This window comes from Vibrio sp. SCSIO 43009 (genome assembly GCF_023716525.1).
Lineage (GTDB): Bacteria > Pseudomonadota > Gammaproteobacteria > Enterobacterales > Vibrionaceae > Vibrio > Vibrio alginolyticus.
In genome coordinates, this window is sequence record NZ_CP071842.1 from 1,149,603 (window position 1) to 1,171,301 (window position 21,699).

At 43.6% G+C, this 21,699-nt stretch carries 18 protein-coding genes; 9 read left to right on the plus strand and 9 right to left on the minus strand.

What is annotated here, in order from left to right:
• Nucleotides 1-138 precede the first annotated feature (138 nt).
• Nucleotides 139-1,092 carry a chemotaxis protein CheV gene (locus J4N43_RS05440; protein ID WP_005372976.1) on the plus strand — a complete coding sequence of 318 codons (954 nt, stop codon included), beginning with the start codon at nt 139-141 and terminating at the stop codon, nt 1,090-1,092.
• 72 nt (nt 1,093-1,164) lie between these two features.
• Here J4N43_RS05440 and J4N43_RS05445 read toward each other — a convergent pair whose 3' ends face one another.
• The 4 genes from J4N43_RS05445 to J4N43_RS05460 form a co-directional block, all read right to left on the minus strand.
• Nucleotides 1,165-4,239 (minus strand): error-prone DNA polymerase, encoded by a 3,075-nt coding sequence (locus tag J4N43_RS05445; RefSeq protein WP_053349627.1) that lies wholly within the window; start codon nt 4,237-4,239, stop codon nt 1,165-1,167.
• A gap of 27 nt (nt 4,240-4,266) precedes the next feature.
• Nucleotides 4,267-5,670, minus strand: coding sequence for a Y-family DNA polymerase (locus J4N43_RS05450; protein ID WP_053349628.1), 1,404 nt, complete (start codon nt 5,668-5,670; stop codon nt 4,267-4,269).
• Nucleotides 5,671-5,674: 4 nt separating this feature from the next.
• Nucleotides 5,675-6,367, minus strand: coding sequence for a translesion DNA synthesis-associated protein ImuA (gene imuA, locus J4N43_RS05455; RefSeq protein WP_053306608.1), 693 nt, complete (start codon nt 6,365-6,367; stop codon nt 5,675-5,677).
• A 129-nt stretch (nt 6,368-6,496) separates the two neighbouring features.
• Nucleotides 6,497-7,243 carry a YciK family oxidoreductase gene (locus tag J4N43_RS05460; protein ID WP_005372980.1) on the minus strand — a complete coding sequence of 249 codons (747 nt, stop codon included), beginning with the start codon at nt 7,241-7,243 and terminating at the stop codon, nt 6,497-6,499.
• Between the two features lie 254 nt (nt 7,244-7,497).
• Here J4N43_RS05460 and sohB point away from each other — a divergent pair, with 254 nt between their 5' ends.
• The 8 genes from sohB (at nt 7,498) to J4N43_RS05500 (ending at nt 16,608) form a co-directional block, all read left to right on the plus strand.
• Nucleotides 7,498-8,559: a protease SohB gene (gene sohB, locus J4N43_RS05465; protein WP_252094160.1), complete on the plus strand. Its 1,062-nt coding sequence runs from the start codon at nt 7,498-7,500 to the stop codon at nt 8,557-8,559.
• Between the two features lie 208 nt (nt 8,560-8,767).
• Nucleotides 8,768-9,448, plus strand: a complete 681-nt coding sequence (gene cmk / locus J4N43_RS05470) for a (d)CMP kinase (RefSeq protein WP_021033981.1) — start codon at nt 8,768-8,770, stop codon at nt 9,446-9,448.
• A gap of 110 nt (nt 9,449-9,558) precedes the next feature.
• Complete coding sequence (rpsA, locus tag J4N43_RS05475) at nt 9,559-11,229, plus strand: 30S ribosomal protein S1 (protein ID WP_005385817.1); 1,671 nt, start codon at nt 9,559-9,561, stop codon at nt 11,227-11,229.
• Nucleotides 11,230-11,442: 213 nt separating this feature from the next.
• Nucleotides 11,443-11,724 (plus strand): integration host factor subunit beta, encoded by a 282-nt coding sequence (gene ihfB, locus J4N43_RS05480; RefSeq protein WP_005385816.1) that lies wholly within the window; start codon nt 11,443-11,445, stop codon nt 11,722-11,724.
• A 269-nt stretch (nt 11,725-11,993) separates the two neighbouring features.
• Nucleotides 11,994-12,290, plus strand: a complete 297-nt coding sequence (locus J4N43_RS05485; protein WP_005376663.1) for a LapA family protein — start codon at nt 11,994-11,996, stop codon at nt 12,288-12,290.
• A gap of 18 nt (nt 12,291-12,308) precedes the next feature.
• Nucleotides 12,309-13,484: a lipopolysaccharide assembly protein LapB gene (gene lapB / locus J4N43_RS05490; RefSeq protein WP_005376665.1), complete on the plus strand. Its 1,176-nt coding sequence runs from the start codon at nt 12,309-12,311 to the stop codon at nt 13,482-13,484.
• Nucleotides 13,485-13,568: 84 nt separating this feature from the next.
• Nucleotides 13,569-14,270, plus strand: coding sequence for an orotidine-5'-phosphate decarboxylase (pyrF, locus tag J4N43_RS05495; protein WP_017821659.1), 702 nt, complete (start codon nt 13,569-13,571; stop codon nt 14,268-14,270).
• A gap of 499 nt (nt 14,271-14,769) precedes the next feature.
• Entirely contained in the window at nt 14,770-16,608 is a 1,839-nt protein-coding gene (locus tag J4N43_RS05500; RefSeq protein ID WP_017633867.1) for an extracellular solute-binding protein, read from the plus strand.
• A gap of 60 nt (nt 16,609-16,668) precedes the next feature.
• Here J4N43_RS05500 and J4N43_RS05505 read toward each other — a convergent pair whose 3' ends face one another.
• The 5 genes from J4N43_RS05505 to J4N43_RS05525 all read right to left on the minus strand — a co-directional run bounded on the left by J4N43_RS05505 (nt 16,669) and on the right by J4N43_RS05525 (nt 21,539).
• The gene (locus J4N43_RS05505) at nt 16,669-16,908 is read right to left on the minus strand and encodes a hypothetical protein (RefSeq protein WP_017821658.1); all 240 of its coding nucleotides are present in this window, start codon (nt 16,906-16,908) and stop codon (nt 16,669-16,671) included.
• A gap of 206 nt (nt 16,909-17,114) precedes the next feature.
• Nucleotides 17,115-17,888 (minus strand): hypothetical protein, encoded by a 774-nt coding sequence (locus tag J4N43_RS05510; RefSeq protein ID WP_031778929.1) that lies wholly within the window; start codon nt 17,886-17,888, stop codon nt 17,115-17,117.
• 102 nt (nt 17,889-17,990) lie between these two features.
• Nucleotides 17,991-18,569 (minus strand): PqiC family protein, encoded by a 579-nt coding sequence (locus tag J4N43_RS05515; protein WP_053349629.1) that lies wholly within the window; start codon nt 18,567-18,569, stop codon nt 17,991-17,993.
• The gene (gene pqiB, locus J4N43_RS05520; RefSeq protein ID WP_005376682.1) at nt 18,569-20,215 is read right to left on the minus strand and encodes an intermembrane transport protein PqiB; all 1,647 of its coding nucleotides are present in this window, start codon (nt 20,213-20,215) and stop codon (nt 18,569-18,571) included. Before pqiB ends, J4N43_RS05515 begins: the two co-directional genes overlap by 1 nt.
• Nucleotides 20,208-21,539 carry a paraquat-inducible protein A gene (locus J4N43_RS05525; RefSeq protein WP_053349630.1) on the minus strand — a complete coding sequence of 444 codons (1,332 nt, stop codon included), beginning with the start codon at nt 21,537-21,539 and terminating at the stop codon, nt 20,208-20,210. The genes pqiB and J4N43_RS05525 overlap by 8 nt, the downstream gene beginning before the upstream one ends.
• Nucleotides 21,540-21,699 lie beyond the last annotated feature (160 nt).

Consider the following 21,699-nt stretch of genomic DNA (forward strand, 5'->3'; position numbering starts at 1 on the left):
AAGTAATACGCTAAAACTGTTGTACTTTAAAGCTGTGCTCGAAAAGCCAAATATTTTAAGGTTATTTGGTTATATAACCTTGCTGTGTCTGTACTGATTTCGAGTAAAATAAGAATTATCCATAATTTAGGTAGTAGTATGTCCGGAGTGTTAAATACGGTTGACCAGCGTACAAACTTGGTTGGTGAAAATCGACTAGAGCTTCTGCTGTTCACTTTAAATAGTCGCCAGTTATTTGCGATTAATGTATTCAAAGTGAAAGAGGTCATCAAGCTTCCACCGTTAACCAAGCTCCCTGGATCGCACTACAATATTCGTGGGGTTGCTTCTCTACGAGGTGAAGCGGTACCAGTGATTGATTTACGAGGCGCAATTGGTTTTCCTGCTTTACGTGGTGAAGCGGAAGAAGAAAATTTGATCGTGACAGAGTACAACCGCACGGTGCAGGGCTTCTTAGTCGGCCCGGTTAAAAACATTATTAATACGGCATGGACTGAAATTCAGCCGCCTCCTTCCACGTCTGGTCGCTCGAATTACCTCACGGCTATCACGCAAATCAAAGAGGGGGATGCCTCTCAAATTGTCGAAATTATTGACGTTGAAAAAGTTTTAGCAGAGATCGTACATTACGACGTGACTATCTCGGAGGACATTCTCGATCAAGAATTGGCCCAAGCAATGGTCGGGCGTAATGTTCTGATTGTGGATGATTCCTCTACAGCTCGTAATCAAGTTCGCGATACGCTTTCTCAATTGGGTATGAATATCATCGAGTGCCGTGACGGGCTAGAAGCGTTAACGGTTTTAAAACGTTGGTGTGATGAAGGTAAAGATGTAGAAAAAGAGCTGTTGATGATGATTACGGATGCTGAAATGCCTGAAATGGACGGTTATAAACTGACCCATGAAGTGCGCCAAGATCCACGTATGTCTAAGTTGTTTATCACATTGAACACTTCTCTGAGCGGTAGTTTTAATGAAGCCATGGTGCAAAAAGTAGGCTGTGATCGCTTTATATCTAAATTCCAACCGGATCTGCTGGTTGAAGTTGCTCAAGACCGATTACGCCAGATGCTTTCTAAAAGTGCATGATTAGATCTAGTGAAATCAGAGGGAGCGCACCTCTCTCTGATTTTTAACATCTCTCTCCTTAATTCCTCTGTACTAATGGAAATCCCGAGATTTACTTTGTAGATTGTTCAAGTAGTGCGTGTAATCAATCAACTTACCAGCAATGACGTGCGTGACTTCTCCCTCTCTTTCAAGAATGCCTTTCACCATTAATACTTTAGCGCCTAAATACGCTTGCTTTTGGGCTCGTGCTGTCGCTTGCCAAACGACCACATTAATGTTGCCCGTGTCATCTTCTAACGTAAAAAATGTCACGCCAGCGGCGGTGCCTGGAGATTGTCTTCCTGTTACCACACCTACCACTGTGACCAGTGACTTATGCGGTTTCTCTGTCAGTTGCCTCATGCGGGTAAAGTGAGGGAGTTTGCCCGTTTCTTCTAATAGTTTAATTGGATGGCGGCTAAGAGATAGTCCCGTGCTTGCGTAATCCTCAATTAAATTTTCATATTCAGAAGGTTGAGTCTGGTAGCTAACATTGGGTTCTTCGACCTTGTGAAACAATGGTAGGTCAGATAAGGAATCCATTGCTGCCCAGCGAGCGTTATAACGATTCCCCGATAAGGCCTGAAATGCATTGGCTGAAGCCAATAATTCAATGTCACTTCGGCTTCTTAATATCTGCTTTACTTCTTGAATCGATCGGTAACCATTAAGTGGTTTGCGCTCAATAAGTCTTTGTGCGCTTTCTGCGTTAAAGCCTTTCACCAAGCGAAAACCAAGTTGCACGCCGAGCCTGCCATTCGGACGTGAGACGAGATGATGTTGATATTTTGAATGATTGACGCACACCGGCAATACTTCGACGCCATGTCGGCGAGCATCTTGTACTAATTGCGATGGGCTATAAAATCCCATTGGTTGGCTGTTCAACAATGCAGTGTAAAATTCGGCTGGGTAATAATATTTTAACCATGCAGAACAATATGCCAGCACTGCGAAAGACGCTGAATGACTTTCAGGGAAGCCGTACTCACCAAAGCCGCAAATCTGATCGAAAATGCGCTCAGCAAACGCTAAGTCATAGCCTCTCTCTTGCATACCATTGATCAGTTTTGGTCTGAATTTAGCGAGATCGCCATTCTTTTTCCATGATGCCATCGCTCGACGGAGTTGATCGGCCTCGCCGCCGCTAAACCCTGCGGCTACCATGGCTAGCTTGATGACTTGCTCTTGGAAAATAGGGACGCCCATAGTCCGCTCAAGAACGCTTTTTACTTCTTCCGATGGATAACTGACAGGCTCTTTGTGATCTCGTCGTTTTAAAAAAGGATGCACCATATCACCCTGAATAGGGCCTGGACGAACAATTGCAATTTGAATCACTAAGTCGTAATAACAAGCAGGCTTTAGGCGAGGAAGCATGCTCATTTGTGCACGAGATTCAATTTGGAATACGCCTATCGTGTCAGCTTTTTGGATCATGCGGTACACGTGTGGATCATCTTGTCGGCGAGTGATCTCGGAAATCGAGAGGGAGCGCTGGTGATGTTTCTCGACCAGTTGAAAGCACTTTTTGATGGCGTTTAACATGCCGAGTGCGAGTACATCGACTTTTAGTAGCTTCAAGCTTTCTAAATCGTCTTTATCCCATTGAATGATAGTGCGATCTTCCATCGAGGCATTTTCAACAGGTACCAACTCATATAAAGGGCCAGATGAAATTACAAAGCCACCTACGTGCTGAGATAAATGGCGTGGGAAGCCAATGATCTCGTTGACCAATTGGATAAACTGCTGCCCTTTGAGAGATTCTGGTTGTAAGCCAAGTTCAATAATTTGAGCTTGCCAGCCTTGGCTGCGATCTCGGCGATTAACGTTCTTAATGAAAAAATCTAATTGGGTCTCTTCAATCCCTAGTGCTTTACCGACTTCACGCACGGCACTTTTAAAGCGATAGCTGATCACTGTTGCAGCAAGTGCTGCACGCTCACGACCATATTTTTTGTAAATATACTGGATAACTTCTTCACGGCGCTCGTGTTCAAAGTCTACATCAATATCCGGCGGTTCCTTACGTTCTTTACTGATAAATCGTTCGAATAAGACAGCGATTTGTCGAGGATCGACGGCGGTAATTTCCAGGCAATAACACACCACAGAGTTTGCAGCGGAACCTCGCCCTTGGTAAAGAATGCCTTGCTGTTTCGCGAACATTACGATGTCGTGAATAGTAAGGAAGTAGTAGTGGTATTTCAGCTCTTGAATAAGCGCCAGTTCATTCTCGATGGTTTGATTGACTTCTGCTGGCACGCCTTCAGGAAAACGCAGCTTTTTACCGCGTTCTACCAACATACGTAAGTAAGAGTCGGGTGTGTAACCATCTGGGATCAGCTCGGTAGGATATTCGTATTTTAAATCGGAGAGCTTAAACCCGCATAAATCGGCGATGTAAGTACTTTCTTCCAGCCATTCTGGTTTGTAAATCCGAATCAACTTTTTAAAAGGACGAAGCGCTCGCTCAGTATTCGAAATACGGTCAAAACCGAGTTTATCGACGCTACAACCATGCTTTATAGCAGTAAGTACATGCTGTAATGGCAAGCGTTCAACATCATGCATGAGAACGCCTCCGCAGGCAGTTATAGGTAATTGAAATTCATGTGCTAACTGCTCGCAGTGCGCAATGTACTCAGTATCGTTGTTACTCAAATGGCGCTGAATCGCTACCCACAAACGATTAGCGTGGTGTTGATTGAGCCAGCGCCCCCAATAATGATCACTCTCTTGATGTGTGGGCAGCCACAATACCAAACAATGTCGAACCGACATCAAATCCCATTCGAACAGTTGATAGTTGCCTTTTTCACTGCGTCTCCTTGCGTTTGTGATGATACGACACAACTCGGCATAAGCCTTGCGACAAGGGCAAAGCAGTACGATTTGGCATTCATCATTTAACCAAAACATACTTCCAACGATTTGTTTGATATCGAGTTTATGTTGTTCGATGGTTGCATGGGCTTTGACAACGCCCGCGACTGAACATTCATCCGTTATAGCTAGAGCTTGATAGCGATAGAAAGCTGCTTGGAGTACCAGCTCTTCTGCATGAGAAGCCCCAGTCAAAAAAGAGAAGTTAGACTGACAAAATAGTTCCGCGTAACTCATAATGACCCAACAAAAATAACTGTCGATTTAACAAAAATAGCCATGAAGAAACCAGTGCTTGTGCTGATCGCGAAATATCCATAACCAGCGGCCTTGCTTGGTGTGTGCAATGTAGTAATCACGCATGATCTCATCACCATCCCACCACCCAGAAACTATTCGCTCAGGTCCGTGGACCAAAGAAACTTGCTCTTGCAATACAATGGGAGTCGGTAATTGCATTGCTGGGCGTAGTATGGATGGTATGGCGTGCCCCTTTTCATCCGGAGCATCAGCAGGGCGATACTGACTGGCCTTTTCTGGTCTAGGATCGCAAGCAATATTGGGTTTTAAAACGGCACTTTTTCCCAATTTAGCTTGCAGTAAAGAGAGCAGCTCTAAAGCATTCATGTTTCCTTTCTGCCCAGCAAAGAGATCGCGTGATGCACTAAGAGGCTCATCTTGACGGATGACTTTTAACGTTAGCCCTGTGACTGGGCCATTAAGCGAGAGTGATTCTAAGCTTAAACTCGCTAACTGTTGCCAACGCTGACATAGGTAATCACCTTGCGCAGAAGTGAGTTGAAGGTGTTGCTCTTGTTTCTCACGCTGGTGGAGTGTTAAACATAGTTCAAAAGCGACCTTATCTCTTAATTTAAGAAAGGTTTCGAGTTGACGAAGTAATTTGGCCAACGGCTTTTCAATCCACTGAACGTTTTCGATCTCAAACAAGAGCTCTAAATAAACTTGGAAGGATTCGGTAGGGTGATAAAAGTCGACAGGGTGTTTAAACTGCCCAGTCAGTCGACCAACGTAGTTCACCAAATCGATATCAAAGCGTCGTGCGATGTCTTGCAATGGCAGTTCAAGCAGGTTTTGCAATGTGGTGACACCTACACGTTGTAACTTCTCTACGGTAGCGTTTGATAAATCTGTCAGTTTTAACGGTAGTGGTGATAAAGCTTTTTGTATGGCAGATTTGTCTTCACTGATGACGTTCGCTCCTGATATTGCCATCAATTTGGCAGCAAAAGGCGAAAAACCACATCCGAATTGAAAACTCAGTTTCAGCTCCGATAAGTGAGCTCTGACTTTATTCCAATAGTTTTCAAGCCCTTCATACAGAGCGAGCATTGGAGTAGCACGCAGTAAAATACCTTGGTTTGGCATCAACACAACGTCAGATGTGATCAAATACAGCCATTGAGCAATTTCTTGTAACTTGCTCCATTCGGTGTGCGGATGATAAGGATGCACTTGTAAATCTCGACACAAGGACGCAGCACTGCCTAGGCCCATACCTGGTTTAATGCCTTGTTGTTCGGCAATCTCGTTGTATTGAAGAATCTGGCAACGTTGGCTTTCGACAATCACCACGGGTTGTTCTTGGTTATCACCAAAGAGTGCGTCTAGCTGCAGGCGAGGGAAGTGCAAGTAAATCCACAGAGCCATATCACTAACCTTGGTTCGCCAGTGGGAAATTGACCACAGTCGAGTGCACAGTTTCAGATGATGGTTTCACCAGTTGCGGGTAATGGTGTTGGAAGCCGATACTAACGCTACCTCTATTCCAGCCTCCTTTCCTTTTCAGCACTTCAACATGAATCCCTTGCTCGTCGCCTTTCAGTTTTAAACTGAGTGATACAGGCAAAGACAAGCGGTTGATAGTATCTGTTTTAAGCATAAAGAGAGGGCAAGTACCTTGTTCACTCGCTACCTGTAAGCGTTTCACTTGATGTATTTCAAGCTCTTCTTGCCATAACAAAACATTACTGCATACCCCACTTTTCAGACATTGCTCTGCAGCCCAAAGAGCGTCTTTGGGGTGAGTTGGAGTAACGACCCACACTTGGTTTATATCCAACCCGATGTAGTGTAAAAACAGAGAATTCACTAGCGCAGGTGGTTGAATAAATGCGGTCACACCATTGGTCTGAGTGGCTTTTAAATAGGGAGCGAGCAAACGCAATTCACCAATACTACCAATAGATTCCATCTCCACTACGCCATGAGGTGGAAAGCCTCCGCCGAGCAAATCATCTAATTCAGAAAAACCGGAACTAGTCTGCAACTGCTGAGGATCTGCTTTCGTTAAATTTGCTTGCCAAACAAGGTGTTGGCTTTTTAAGTTCTGAATAATATCTTGCATAATAAATACCTGTATATATGTACAGTATATTTCTGTGGGAGAAAGTCGCAAGATTTTTATGAAGAGAGAAATGAAAAAAGGCAGCGTTTGCTGCCTTTTCAATCGATTATGTGAGGTAACCTGAATGAGTTATTTACGCTTCGGTTGAGCGTCGATGCACTGACCGTTCACATCGGTAACCGCAGGATCCATTAAGTGCAAATATAGCGGCATGATATCCAGTGGCGTTTTGAGAGTATTCGCATCTTCACCCGGATATGCTTTTTCACGCATGCGAGTACGAGTGGCACCAGGGTTAATTGCGTTAACGCGAATCGGTGTATCACTCAGCTCGTCAGCTAAAACTTGCATCATGCCTTCTACGGCAAATTTAGAGATAGCGTATGGCCCCCAGAATGCGCGGCCAGAGTGGCCGACGGTTGAAGAGGTAAAGATAATACGCCCAGCTTCTGATTTACGCATCACAGGCAGTAGTGCTTGAGTCATTAGCACTTCGGCTTTCACGTTGATCTGCATGATATCGTCGAAGTCTTCCTCTTTGATTTGATCAAATGGACACAGCGAACTCAAGACACCTGCGTTGTGTAATAGACCATCCAAGCGACCAAACTGTCCTTCGATTGTCTCTGCCATATCAATGTAATTCTGCTGAGTTGCACCCTTGAGATCCAATGGAATGATAGCAGCTTGTGGATAGCCAGCAGCTTCAATCTCATCATAGATAGATTCAAGGTTTTGCACATTTCTACCCAAGAGAATAACAGTTGCACCGTGCTCGGCATAAGAAAGCGCGGCTTGACGGCCGATGCCATTACCAGCGCCAGTAACAAGAATGACTTTACCTTTTAGAGCATCAGCTGAAACGGAGTAGTTCACGGCGATAAATCCTTATTATTGTAAGAGGGTCCATGATAGTTAATTGACGCTAAAAAACGCCTGTTTCTCAATGGAAAATCTTGGTAATCGTGACAAGATGGTTACAATACACCAATTCATGTGTTATACCAATTCCAGAACTTTCGTTAGGTATGCTATCAATCAGAACAAGTGGTTACAAACCGCGCTGCCTTCTCGCTGATGTTTCTGCGTAACATACTAACGTCATCTGAAATGAGATAAAGGAGCTCTCGTTGGAATTTTTATTAGATTATGGTCTGTTTCTGGCCAAAATTATCACGGTGGTTGCTGCGATAATTGTTCTGCTCATTATTGCAAAATCGGCTGGTGGCAAATCGGGTGCGGCGAAAGGGGAGTTAGAGATTACCAACCTTTCAGAGCAACACAAACAATCTGTTGAGCAGTTAGAGCATCATTTGCATGACGATGCTTTCATCAAGGCTCGAGATAAAGCCGTCAAGAAAGAAGAAAAAGAGGAGAACAAATCTCGCGAGAAAGAAATCAAACAAGCGAGCAAAGACGGTTCATTAGATAGCAAGCGTGAACCACACCTATTTGTTCTTGATTTCAACGGTAGCATAGACGCAAAAGAAGTCGCGTCTCTACGTGAAGAAATCACCGCTATTTTGGCTGTCGCACGTGAAGGTGATGAAGTGTTACTTCGCTTAGAGTCTGGCGGTGGTATGGTTCATGGTTACGGCCTTGCCTCTTCTCAACTGGACCGAATCAAAGCTGCGGGTCTTCCTCTGATCATCTCTGTTGACAAAGTTGCGGCAAGTGGCGGTTACATGATGGCATGTGTAGCAGATAAGATTGTTTCTGCACCATTTGCAATTGTGGGGTCTATTGGCGTTATCGCACAAATTCCTAACTTCAACAAACTGTTGAAGAAACATGACATTGAGTACGAACAACTAACAGCGGGTGAATATAAACGCACGCTAACGATGTTCGGTGAGAATACCGATAAAGCGCGCGATAAGTTTAAGCAAGAACTTGAAGAAACACATGTCTTGTTTAAAGACTTCATCCGTGAGCGTCGTCCTAGTTTGGACCTAGACAAAGTAGCCACTGGTGAGCACTGGTTCGGTACACAAGCGAAAGAGCTTGGTTTGGTGGATGACATTAGTACATCTGATGATATCGTTGTTGCAGCATGCAAAGATAAAACTGTACTTTCTGTGCATTATGTACAAAAGAAAAAACTGGCCGACAAGCTAGCAGGTGTGGCGGGTAAAGTCGCTGATAGTGTGATTTTAAAGTTAGCTGAGCGTGGTCAAAAGCCGATTGTTTAATCGAGCTTAAGTTCATGACATTTAAAACGGCGAGGGCGGAAGCTCTCGCCGTTTTTGTTGAACTTTATGTTTATTGATGAATCCAATTACGCATTAGGTGTAATGCTTTACACGACATTTTTCCTCGCTCCAAAGACTGATTACCCGTATAATGTGCGCCTCGAAAACCGAGCAAATTGCTGAAAAGAAACTATTGGTGGAGAAGAACATGTCCTCTCAAACTCCGGTTGTAACCGTAGATGGACCTAGTGGTGCAGGTAAAGGCACTTTATGTATGTTGCTGGCGAAAAAATTGGGTTTCCAACTCTTAGATTCTGGCGCAATTTATCGTGTACTTGCACTCGCTGCGATTCACCACGGTGTCGACACCGAGTCAGAAGATGCTCTTGTCCCACTAGCAACACACCTAGACGTTCAATTTATCGCGGAAGGTGACTTAGTTAAGGTCATTCTAGAAGGCGAAGACGTGTCAGGGGAGCTTCGTAAAGAAGAAACGGGTATGGCAGCATCTAAAGTTGCGGCTTTGCCACGTGTTCGTGAAGCATTACTACGTCGTCAGCGTGCATTTGAGACCGCTCCGGGTCTGGTTGCTGATGGTCGTGATATGGGCACAATTGTATTCCCGAGTGCGCAAGCAAAAATCTTCCTTGATGCGAGTGCTGAAGAGCGTGCAAATCGACGCCTTAAACAGTTGCAAGAGAAAGGGTTAGATGTTAGATTTGCTGACCTTTTAAGCGAGATCCAAGAGCGTGACGACCGAGATCGTAACCGCCCAGTGGCGCCATTACGCCCTGCTGAGGATGCGCTTGTGCTAGATTCTACGTCGATGACTATCGACGAAGTAGTAGAAAAGGCACTACAATATATCGAATCGAAGCTAGCTGAGTAATAATACTCGACTAGGCTAAGAGCGTTGGTCGCAAGGATGATGACTGGCGAATTTAATAACCCCATGCGGTAGGATACCCGTGGAAGTTTAATTTATTGAAGATTAATTAAATGACTGAATCTTTTGCTCAACTCTTTGAAGAGTTTCTAAACGAAACAGAATTCCAACAAGGCAGCATCGTTAAAGGTACTGTAGTAGCTATCGAGAACGGTTTCGTTCTTGTTGACGCTGGTCTTAAGTCTGAATCTGCTATCCCTGCTGAACAGTTCAAGAACGCTGCTGGCGAACTTGAAGTAGAAGTTGGCGCTGAAGTAGACGTAGCTCTAGACGCTGTTGAAGATGGTTTCGGTGAAACTCAACTTTCTCGTGAGAAAGCTAAGCGTCACGAAGCTTGGATCGTACTTGAGAAAGCTTACGAAGAAGCTGAAACTGTTGTTGGTATCATCAACGGTAAAGTTAAAGGCGGTTTCACTGTTGAACTAAACGGTATCCGTGCTTTCCTTCCTGGCTCTCTAGTAGACGTACGTCCAATCCGCGACACTGCTCACCTAGAAAACAAAGAGCTAGAGTTCAAAGTTATCAAACTTGACCAAAAACGTAACAACGTAGTTGTTTCACGTCGTGCAGTTATCGAATCAGAGAACAGCGTTGAGCGTGACGAGCTTCTAGAAACTCTACAAGAAGGTTCTGAAGTTAAAGGTATCGTTAAGAACCTTACTGACTACGGTGCGTTCGTTGACCTAGGTGGCGTTGACGGTCTTCTACATATCACTGATATGGCTTGGAAGCGCGTTAAGCACCCATCTGAAATCGTTAACGTTGGTGACGAGATCCAAGTTAAAGTTCTTAAGTTCGACCGTGAGCGTACTCGCGTATCACTAGGTCTTAAGCAACTAGGCGAAGATCCATGGGTAGCAATCGCTAAGCGTTACCCAGAAGGTCACAAACTAACTGGTCGCGTAACTAACCTAACTGACTACGGCTGCTTCGTTGAAATCGAAGAAGGCGTTGAAGGTCTAGTTCACGTTTCAGAAATGGATTGGACTAACAAGAACATCCACCCTTCTAAAGTTGTTAATGTTGGCGACGAAGTTGAGGTTATGGTTCTTGAAATCGACGAAGAACGTCGTCGTATCTCTCTAGGTCTGAAACAGTGTAAAGCTAACCCATGGCAGTCATTCGCTGAAGCACAAGCTAAAGGCGACAAAGTTACTGGTAAGATCAAGTCTATCACTGACTTCGGTATCTTCATCGGTCTAGAAGGCGGCATCGACGGTCTAGTTCACCTATCTGACATTTCTTGGAATGTTGCTGGCGAAGAAGCTGTACGTGAGTACAAGAAAGGCGACGAGATCTCTGCAGTTGTTCTAGCAGTAGACGCTGAGCGTGAGCGCATTTCTCTAGGCATCAAGCAAATGGAAAATGACCCATTCAATGCTTACGTTGCTGACAACAAGAAAGGTGTTCTAGTTAACGCTACTGTAACTGCTGTTGACGCTAAAGGCGCTACTGTTGAAATCGCAGAAGGCGTTGAAGGTTACATCCGTGCTTCTGAAGTATCACGCGATCGCGTAGAAGATGCTTCTCTAATCCTAAGCGCTGGTGATGTTGTTGAAGCGAAGTTCACAGGTGTAGACCGTAAGAACCGCGTAATCAACCTATCTATCAAAGCTAAAGACGAAGCTGACGAGCAAGAAGCAATGGCATCTATCAACAAGCAAGATGACAATGCATTCGGTAACGCAATGGCTGACGCTTTCAAAGCTGCTAAAGGCGAATAATATACTCGCTTAAGCAAAAAAGGAGCCGCAAGGCTCCTTTTTTATATTTGGTCATATTTAAGTAGTAATACTAATGACAGTAAACTATCTTAATAAAAGGCATTTCTTCATTGCGCATTTTGCATAAAATTTGTCTAGAATTGTCAGCAAGTGTTTGTTGGAATTAGTATTACTTACTATAATAAGTGATAAAGATACTCAAAGAGGGCAACTATGACTAAGTCTGAACTGATTGAAAGACTCTGCGCTGAGCAAACACACTTATCAGCGAAAGAGGTAGAGGATGCTGTAAAAGATATTTTAGAGCACATGGCCTCTACACTAGAGAGCGGTGACCGTATCGAGATCCGTGGCTTTGGTAGTTTTTCTCTTCATTACCGCGAGCCTCGCGTAGGTCGTAACCCTAAAACGGGCGATAAAGTGGAATTGGAAGGTAAATACGTTCCACATTTCAAACCTGGTAAAGAACTTCGTGAGCGTGTAAATATTGGTTAATGCACTCTTATTAGTTTGAAAAAAGCGGCATACGTTTGTGTATGCCGCTTTTTTGTAATGTATCCAAGTTAGTAATACATCCAAGATCGTTTACTAATCTAATTGTGGATTCAGCTATTTTCTATACCCAAATAACTTTAACTTCTAAGCATGTCTACAAACTAAGCATCTTGAGGTTACTTGGGTATAGATTATTGCTAATATACGTAGTCTGAAGAAGCATTTTCCTGCATAATCTTACCGACTTACTCCTAGAAGGGTGATGTAACATGAAAATTATAAAAATCGTTGCTGTTTTAGCTCTCTTTTTAATTGCATTGGCGTTAGGTTCCCAAAACCAAGAGCTCGTGACTTTTAACTATCTTCTAGCAAAAGGAGAGTTCCACTTATCTACGCTATTAGGTGTAGTATTTGTGGTTGGCTTTGCTTTAGCGTGGGTTATCTTTGGTAGCATCCAACTGAAAACTCAGCTACAGGTCCGTCGTTTAAAGAAAAAACTGAAAAAGTACGAACCAACTGAATCAAACAACGCTGCTGATAAGCCAGCCATTGAAAAACAGGCATAAGGATAAGGCTTAACTTTAATGCTTGAACTACTCTTCTTGTTGTTGCCTATAGCTGCTGCGTATGGCTGGTATATGGGACATCGCAGCGCTCAGCAAGACAAGCAGAAGCAATCTCATCAAATCTCTCGTCAGTATATGACGGGTCTTAATCTACTGCTCTCTGACCAATCAGATAAGGCTGTCGATCACTTTATTGAATTGCTCCAAGTTGATAACGAGACCATCGATACTCACCTTGCGTTGGGTAACCTGTTCCGGTCTCGTGGTGAAGTCGACCGCGCAATCAGAATTCACCAAAATCTTATTTCTCGTTCAGGCTTAACACTGGACCAAAAGAACCTCGCCCTTCAACAGTTAGCGAAAGACTACATGGTCTCAGGTTTTCTTGATCGTGCAGAGAAAATCTTCGAACAGTTAGTCGAAGAGCCAGATTACAAAGAGGCGGCTCTTCAACAATTAGTGACCATTTATCAGCAAACACGAGAATGGGAAAAGGCGATTTATTACGCGAACCAATTGGCTAAGTTAGGTAATAAACGCTCAAGGATGCGTGCAAATATTGCCCATTTTTGGTGTGAAATAGCCATGCTCGACCAAGCTGATGGGAATACTAATAAGGCAATACAGCATTTTAAAAAAGCGTTAGCGGAAGACCCGAAGTGTGTTCGAGCAAGTATTGCTTTGGGACGAATTTATCTAGAGTCTGAAGACTATAAGCACACCATCAAATATCTGACAGGGGTACTTGAGCAAGATAAAGACTTTATCAGTGATGTCTTGCCAACTATTGCAGAATGCTATCATCATCTGGGTCAGGAAGATGAACTTGTCGAGTTTCTGCGAGCTTGTATTGATAAGAAAGCAGGCGTATCAGCCGAGTTGATGTTGGCTCAATTAGTTGCTCATCACGAGAACGTTGGGGCTGCTCAAGAGTTACTGACGAAACAATTGCTGAAAAACCCAACCATGAAGGGCTTCTACCGTTTAATTGACTACCACATTGCAGAAGCAGAAGATGGTCGAGCGAAAGACAGCCTATCAACACTACAAGCGATGGTGGGTGAACAGTTAAAAGTGAAACCGCATTACCGATGCCGGAAGTGTGGATTTTCTACCCATTCCCTTTATTGGCATTGTCCGTCCTGTAAAGGATGGGGGACGATCAAGCCAATCCGCGGATTGGATGGTGAATAATTCTTAATGCAGCTGGCAGAGTTTCTGTCCGCTGCATTTTTTTAACTTTTTATTTAATAAGAACCAAAACAGTTAGGAGATGAAATGATCGACCAAAAAGTTATTGTCGCACTGGATTATGATAACCAAGCAGATGCACTTGCGTTTGTAGATAGAATTGATCCTGCGTCATGCCGACTAAAAGTTGGCAAGGAGATGTTTACGCTATTTGGTCCTGATTTTGTACGTGAACTCCATAAACGTGGTTTCTCTGTATTCCTAGATTTAAAATTTCACGATATTCCAAACACCTGTTCGAAAGCAGTTCGCGCTGCGGCTGAAATGGGTGTATGGATGGTGAACGTACACGCGAGCGGTGGTGAGCGTATGATGACGGCATCACGTGAAATTCTTGAGCCATATGGTAAAGATCGTCCACTTCTTATCGGTGTAACGGTACTAACCAGTATGGAACAAAGTGATTTAGCTGGTATTGGTTTGAATGTTGCGCCTCAGGAGCAAGTTATTCGTCTAGCAACCTTGACCAAAAACGCAGGCTTAGATGGTGTCGTATGTTCAGCGCAAGAGTCCTCATTACTGAAGAGCGAACTAGGCCAAGAATTTAAATTAGTGACCCCTGGTATTCGACCTGCTGGCTCAGAACAAGGTGACCAACGCCGTATCATGACGCCAGTAGACGCTATCCAATCAGGTTCAGATTATCTTGTGATTGGTCGCCCTATCACTCAAGCGTCAAATCCTGCAGAAGTGCTGAAGTCGATCAATGAGAGCTTATCTAAAATGTAAGCACTGTCTCGATTGTATGGAGAAAAGTGAGGCTAAGATGCCTCACTTTTTATATCGAATGAAAATACTAATCGCGGTAAACAACCATTCCTTTTAACCAGCTATGTCTGATCATTTACTCGCTGTAACTGGTATATCGGGGCCAATTGAGATAAAGGTTCTGCGGTTTATTCTGAGTAAAGTAGGGCTTGGTACTATGCCGATCACACTTTTGTAACATAACTCACTGTGATGCCTCGAAAATGCAACCATGTGTTATTGATGGCTTGCGTTACAAATGTCTAAAGAATACTATGGCGAAGATGCATTCACTGCGTTGTAAGGTCTAGGATGACCTAGTGAAACTCTTTGAAATTAATATAGAAGCTGGCAGGACGTCACTTCATATTACGTTCCTATTATTTCCTATCTGCGTATTTTAAATCGCAGCTTTCTGTGAGCTTTCACACGCTGTCTTCCTTGTTACGACCTTAGTGCGCAAACACAACAAGGAAGAAACATGACTAAAAAACTGCCATTTTCAGTACTAGCAACACTGACCGCTGCCAGTTTTCAACTGAGTGCGGCAGAATTGCCAGCTGATATCGAATGGATTTCAAACAACAACGAACCTCTATTTGCCTCTGAAGAGGCGGTACGAGGTGGCACCTATCGCACTTACATTCAGAGCTTTCCGCAAACATTACGAAGTGTTGGTCCAGATGCGAACTCAGGTTTGCGCCAATACTTAATGGATGGTTCACCAAAACTGGCTCAGCGTCATCCAAATACTGGCAAATGGATCCCTCAACTTGCTAAGTCATGGGCATTTGGAGAAGACAACAAAACCGTATTCTTTAAACTCGACGAAACGGCCGAGTGGTCAGATGGTGAAAAAATTACAGCAGATGATTACGTCTTTATGATGAAGTACTACACGTCAAAAGACATTATCGACCCGTGGTATAACGACTTCTTCACAAACAGTATTGTGAGTGTTGAAAAAATTGATGACTACACGATCAAAGTCAATCTTGCTGTAGCTCAAAGTCATGACTCACTTATGGTTATGATTAACATGCCAAGTAATGGTTTTCAGCCTCGTCCTGAACACTTCTTTGAAGGAGAAAAGGACGCAAATAACGATGGCATGCCTGATAACTTCGTCAGAAAGTTTAACTTTAAATCTGAGCCAACCGCAGCGCCTTACTACATTGATCAAGTGAAGAAAGGTAAGAGCGTGACATTCAAACATGTCGGTGAAGATTGGTGGGGATACAACAACCGCTACTATAAAAACCGTTATAACGTTGAAAAGGTTCGCATTAAGGTGATTCGCGATCCTGATATTGCCATGAAGCACTTTGAGAAAGGCAACTTAGACTACTTTGAGATGGTGCTACCAAGCTTTTGGCATGACAAAACCAATAGTGATGTGTACAAAAAAGGCTATATCCAAAAGTACTGGGGCTTTAACGAAGCACCGCAAGGAGCTGGTGGTCTTTGGATGAACACAGCGATGCCGATGTTGGATAACCTAGAAGTGCGTAAAGGTGTTATGGCAGCCACTGACTATGACGGCATGATTGAAAACATCATGCGTGGAGATTATTCACGTAAACCGCATGGACTCGGCTTTGGTCATGGCGAATACGATGATCCTAACAATACACCGCCAAAGTTTGATGCTGATGCGGCGGTTAAACACTTCGAAAAAGCGGGCTTTGATAAAGTGGGCGCAGATGGTATTCGTGTTAACGACAAGGGCCAACGCTTGAGCTTTGCTATCACCTATGGATACAACTCTTGGACACCGCGTATTGCATACCTGAAAGAGCAAGCGAAACTTGCTGGTCTTGAGTTCACGTTAAACTTGGTGGATGGCTCATCTGCGTTTAAATACATTCTTGAGAAAAAGCATCAGCTAGCGTTTTTGAATATGGGCTCTGGTGAGATCCCTGCGTATTGGGAATACCTACACTCGGATAATGCAAATCGACCACAAACGAATGCTCACACCAACTACAGCAGCCCTGAGCTAGACAAGTTAATTGAAGCGTATGATTCTGAGTTTGATCAGGAGAAGCGTTACGACTTGTCGCATCAAATCCAAAACTATGTCAGCAAAGCGAATATCATCGTTCCTGGCTACATGGTGCCTTATTCTCGAGTTGCTCATTGGCGCTGGGTTAAAATTCCTAAAAACGGCATGACAAAAGCGACAGAATGGGTGCTTCATCCAATGGATATCGGTAATTTCTGGATTGATAACCAAGTAAAAGAAGAGACAGAGGAAGCGATGGACGAGGGTAAAACCTTCCCAGAATTAACGGTAATTGATGATCGTTACAAATTGTAAATCAGTAGTTTAGATAGAAAATGATAGCCCCGGTAATGAATTTTATCGGGGCTTTCTTTTTTACTTAACAAGGTAAGACACTTCTAAAAGGTAGGTTTTTGCATCACCAAGCAAAGAGAACGCTTTATCGATGGTTTTAAATCGATCATCAAGCGAGTCGCTGGATATCAGCTGGCTGAATGTTTGCAACGAGAAAGCTTCGTTTGCTTTGAAGAACTGATGTACGTTTTCAAGCTGCACTTTATGAATATGCTCCACCTTATTTAGGGCGGTGGTTAAATCGGAAATGTTAATCGACATTGCTACTCGGGAACCTTATCAACAAGACCTATATGAGGTCATAGAGTGAGGTTTTATATTTTGCGACAGAGAGTAACACCGAAGAGCAATTTATAGTCTGATGAAGATCAATTTGCCTTATTTAAGCATCTGTAACGCGGCACTAGACGTGTACCTAGAGCTAGTACACGTTACAACGCTTGAATATAGGCTAGGGTTTCACCTGATCAAAAGTAAAAGCCAAGTCCGACTAAAAGCCCTTGAGAAGCCGTATCATATTCAAATACCTCTTCATTTTTGTAATCGACCCAGGTCGACTTGTAAGCTAAGTTGAGATCAGACCATTCGTTAAAGCTATAACGAACACCAGTTTGAATGGCATAAGTGAAGTGAGTATCGTTGCCAAGTCCGGCGTCGATGCTGGCATGAAATCGCCAGTTTTCGCTCAATTCATCAATGAGTCGCAAGCCAACTAAAAAATCGACCCAATCTTCTTGTAATGACAGTCTATCTTCTAGTACCCGGTTGTCATTACGATACAGCTTGCCGGTGATGTCATTGTCCCACCAACGTAATCCAAACATATAATCCAGTTTACCAAATGAATATTGTTCGCGTTGGAATGCCTTTGCTTCTAGAACACCTTGCCGTATTTCGATGTCCGCACGATAACGAGCGTTAGGCAGAGCGCCCTTGATATTATTAACATCACCACTTAAGTTCATGAAACTATAATCTATGTAGTAGCCCCACTTACTTTGGTAAATACTCTCGAATCGCAACATCGCCCCAATATCGAGGTGGTCTACGATGAACTTAGGATCGACATCCACCTCTGATGAAAAGCGACCAATACTGGTATCCCCGTGGATATTCAGTCCTAGCATGTACACTTCTATGCTATTTCGCCAACGAGATTCTTGTGTCTCGGCTGAGAGCGCTACTGATGTAGGTAATACAAGAATGAGTGAGGAGAGTGATAGCAGGTTACATGGTTTCATCCAATTTCCTTTTTGGCTTTTCGTCAGCTTTCAGCTTAGTAGAAGTCGCTACACTCTGCATAAAAAAGGGAAGCAACTTGCTTCCCTGTAATTAACATTGACTTAGAGTTGTTTGGCAATGTCTGAGGTTAGGCTTTCTAAGCCTATGGATAAAGCGTTGACGAGCGCTTCATAGCCCTCATCTTGAAGCGGCTGAGAGATTTGTATTGGCGCGCTGTTTTCTACCTTACCTTCGGCATTAATGAGTAACCATTCCCCCTCAATTTCGATATTACCTTTGTAGCTGCCATTAAATTTATTTAACGTAAGCTGTAGTTTGGCTTCACCGCTTTGATCCAACAGATTATTCATTTCAGTCGGCCAGTAATGACTTTGCTTTTGACGTAGTTCCGCGACAACTCTCTGAGTGATTTGCTCAGAAATACTGTGCGCCCATTGATTGTGTTTTGCCTGAATAACTTGGGTCTCAGAGGTTCGATAAACAATGCCATTATCATTCAAATAACTCGCCAATGTCACTGGACGAACAACTAAAGTTGGGCGCTGAGCGATATCAGAAGAGCTCAGCGTCACTGGTTCCACCTTAGGTAGAAGGTACATAGCTCCTTTAGTTTGCGGAGCGCTACTGCAACCCGTTAGACCGACAAATAGCGCGATAGACAGAAAGAATACTCGTTTCATTAGTTTTGGCCTTTAACTGGTATTGGGTCACTGATTTCATCTTCTCCAAACACAAGAGAGTTTGGCTTTTCGTTTAGCTGTTTAAGTACGGGTTTAAACTCTGTCATCACGCTTTCTAATTCTTTTAGCGTGGCTTCCATTTCGCTGTACATGGTTGAGTTGGGCCCATAACCATCGAGTGTTTTTTGTAATTGCTGTAAGCTTTGGCGAATATCTGTTGGGATCTCTTGCGTCTCTTTTTGATTCAAAAGTTTATCAATACTGTCCGCCACGCGTTCTGCTGAAGCTAACGTTTTTTCGGACGTTTTTAACGTTGAATTGAGAGAATCTAGCGTTTCTTCCATTGGTAAGTTATTAATCTTATTTAGGAAGTCGTTCACTTGGCGCTGAACCTGCGCAAAACCACCACGCATGGTTGGGAAAACATCTAAATCAGCAAACTTACTCGGTACGTAAGGCTCGTCGTTTGGATAGAAGTCGGCGTCAACATACAGTGCGCCTGTTAATAAGTTACCTGTTTTTAAAGTACCACGTAGGCCTTTAGCAAACTCACTCTTCAATTTATCTTTTAACATTGGTAAAGATTGGGATTGGAAATCGCCATAAACACGGCCGAGCTCGATACGTACCAATACAGGGATTTTTTTCGCAGAAAAGTTCTCTTCTGGGGTTGGAAGTCGCATTGGTACACGCATCACAGTACCAATTCTCAAGCCTCGATATTCGACAGGTGCCTTACGTTTAAGTCCTCGTACCGATTCATCAAAAAGCATAACGAATTCAATATAATCATCGTACATGCCTTCTCGAAGTTGTTTAATATCATCGTACAAGCGGAAGTTGACCATATTTTCAGTGAGCTGTTCACCGGATTCAAGACCTGGAACGGTATCGAAGGTAACACCACCCGTTAGCATGCTCTCTAATGAGCCAAACTTGACTTCGAACCCTTCAGCGTTGAGCTGTAAATCTACGCCAGAATTCAGCCAGAACTTGGTACGAGTGCGCACTAAGCTGTCATAAGGCTTGAAAATAAAGAGTTGGTATAACGCTTTGCGAGTGTCAACATCAAAGCTGGTTTTCTCTACACGACCAACCGTAAAGCCTTTATAAATGACGGGGTCACCAACGCCTAGCTTACCAGCCTCGCGGTGTGTTAACACAAGGCGTAACCCCTCTGCATCAGGAGAGGCCACTGGGGGAACATCTAAGACCGTAAAGCGCTCTTTCTCTATCTTAGATTTACCCGGTTGAAGTTGGATGTAAGCGCCAGAGAGCAAGGTCTCTAAACCTGAAACGCCATCACGGCCAATACGAGGCTTCACCACCCAAAACATGGTGTCATCTCGCAGCATGCGTTCTGCATCCTTGTTCATTTGTGCCTTAGCGATGATGTGATCGTAATTTTCACTGAGAGTGACTTCAGTAATCAGTCCGACTTTTACATTCAATGCTCGGATTTCGGTTTTGCCAACCTCAATCCCATCTGCGGTTGGCAGTTGGAGAGTAATTTGTGGGCCTGTACTGTTGATATATTGGAACAGCATCCACGCTCCCATGGCTAGCGCAAGGATCGGGACAATCCATATCGCAGAAATCTGCTTTTGCGGTTTTATTTGAGCGGTTACGTTGTTCTCATCACTCATATTTGGCTTTCTCGTTTAAGTTGTCAGAAATCGGCTCCTGCACTTCGTTTTGTGGCAATTGCCACAACAAACGTGAGTCAAATATCATTGCAGAAAGCATAGTAAAAATGACCACTGCCGCGAAAGAGAGCGCAGCAGGACCTGGATAAATCGCCATTAAGTTTTGCAGTTGAACCAGTGCAACTAAGATCGCGACGACGAAGATATCGATCATAGACCAACGACCAATAAACTCAGTTATGCGGTAGATCTTTAAGCGTGAAATACTCTCTTCGTGCGGAAGATATCGCGCTTTTTGCGCATTGTAATACAGCCACGCGAGTGCCAGCATTTTCGCCATTGGAATAAATACGCTAGCAAAGAAAATTACCATCGCAATAGGGTAAGAACCTAAATGCCAAAGCAATATTACCCCCTCCATGATAGTTGAACCTTCTGCATGTCCAAGGCTTACGGTGTACATCATAGGGTAGAGGTTTGCAGGGATATAGAAAATGACTGAAGCAAACAAAAGCGCCCAAGCTTTTTGTAAATTATCTGCGGGGTTGTATTTGTGAATAGGGCTTTTACAACGAATGCAGTGTTGGTGTTTTTTAGCTTCAATAGGGTTGAGCTGGTGACACGTATGACAACCAATATGGTTGTGGTTATGGTGCGTGTCACCCTCTTTTACATCAGAGAGCTCGATAGCTGGAATAAAGTGTCCCCAGAGCCAGCTTTTGTCGACCATTGATATGCATTTGACTACCAGAACGGTATATACACAAAACGCCCAGAATGAAGTGCCCATTCCTATGTCTGCGAGGGAAGCGATTTTAATTAAGCTGACCAACACGCCAATCAAAAAGACATCCACCATTAACCAGGGTTCGACTCGAAACAGAAGACGGCATAAAACTTTTGCCATTCGTTGCTGTTTTTTGGATGGCGTATGTTTACGCGCTTTTAATGCTTCGAGATGAAGAAAGAGAATGAGACCGACATAGATAGCAGGCAATACGACGACCGTTGCGAGAAGCAGTACACCTAAAAGTACATTTTGAAATTCAGCCAGCATTTTGGCCGCATGCAATAAGGTGATTTCTTGCGATAGCCCTTGCACACTGAACGACATAAAAGGGAAAGAAATGCTTAACACCAACATGATCAAACATGCCGATGAAATGGCGATCACGCTTTGATAGGGTTTAGCATTCACTTTTGTCAGAGAATGCGCGCATCGAGGACATTGAGCTTTTTGCCCTTGATCGATATCGGGAATACGAACAACAAGGCCGCACTCTTCGCATGAAATTAACTGACGGGAATTAGGTTGAATACTCATCGGGTAGGTTTTAGATTCATTTGCTTTAAGAATACTCTTTTTTCACTAGGCACGCTTGTTTTGATTCAGGAGTTTACGAGTTTCTTACTTTTGGCATTAGAGCATATGGGAGATCTAAGACATAAACGAAGTCGCGTTTGGTACAAGATTTTACGGCGAA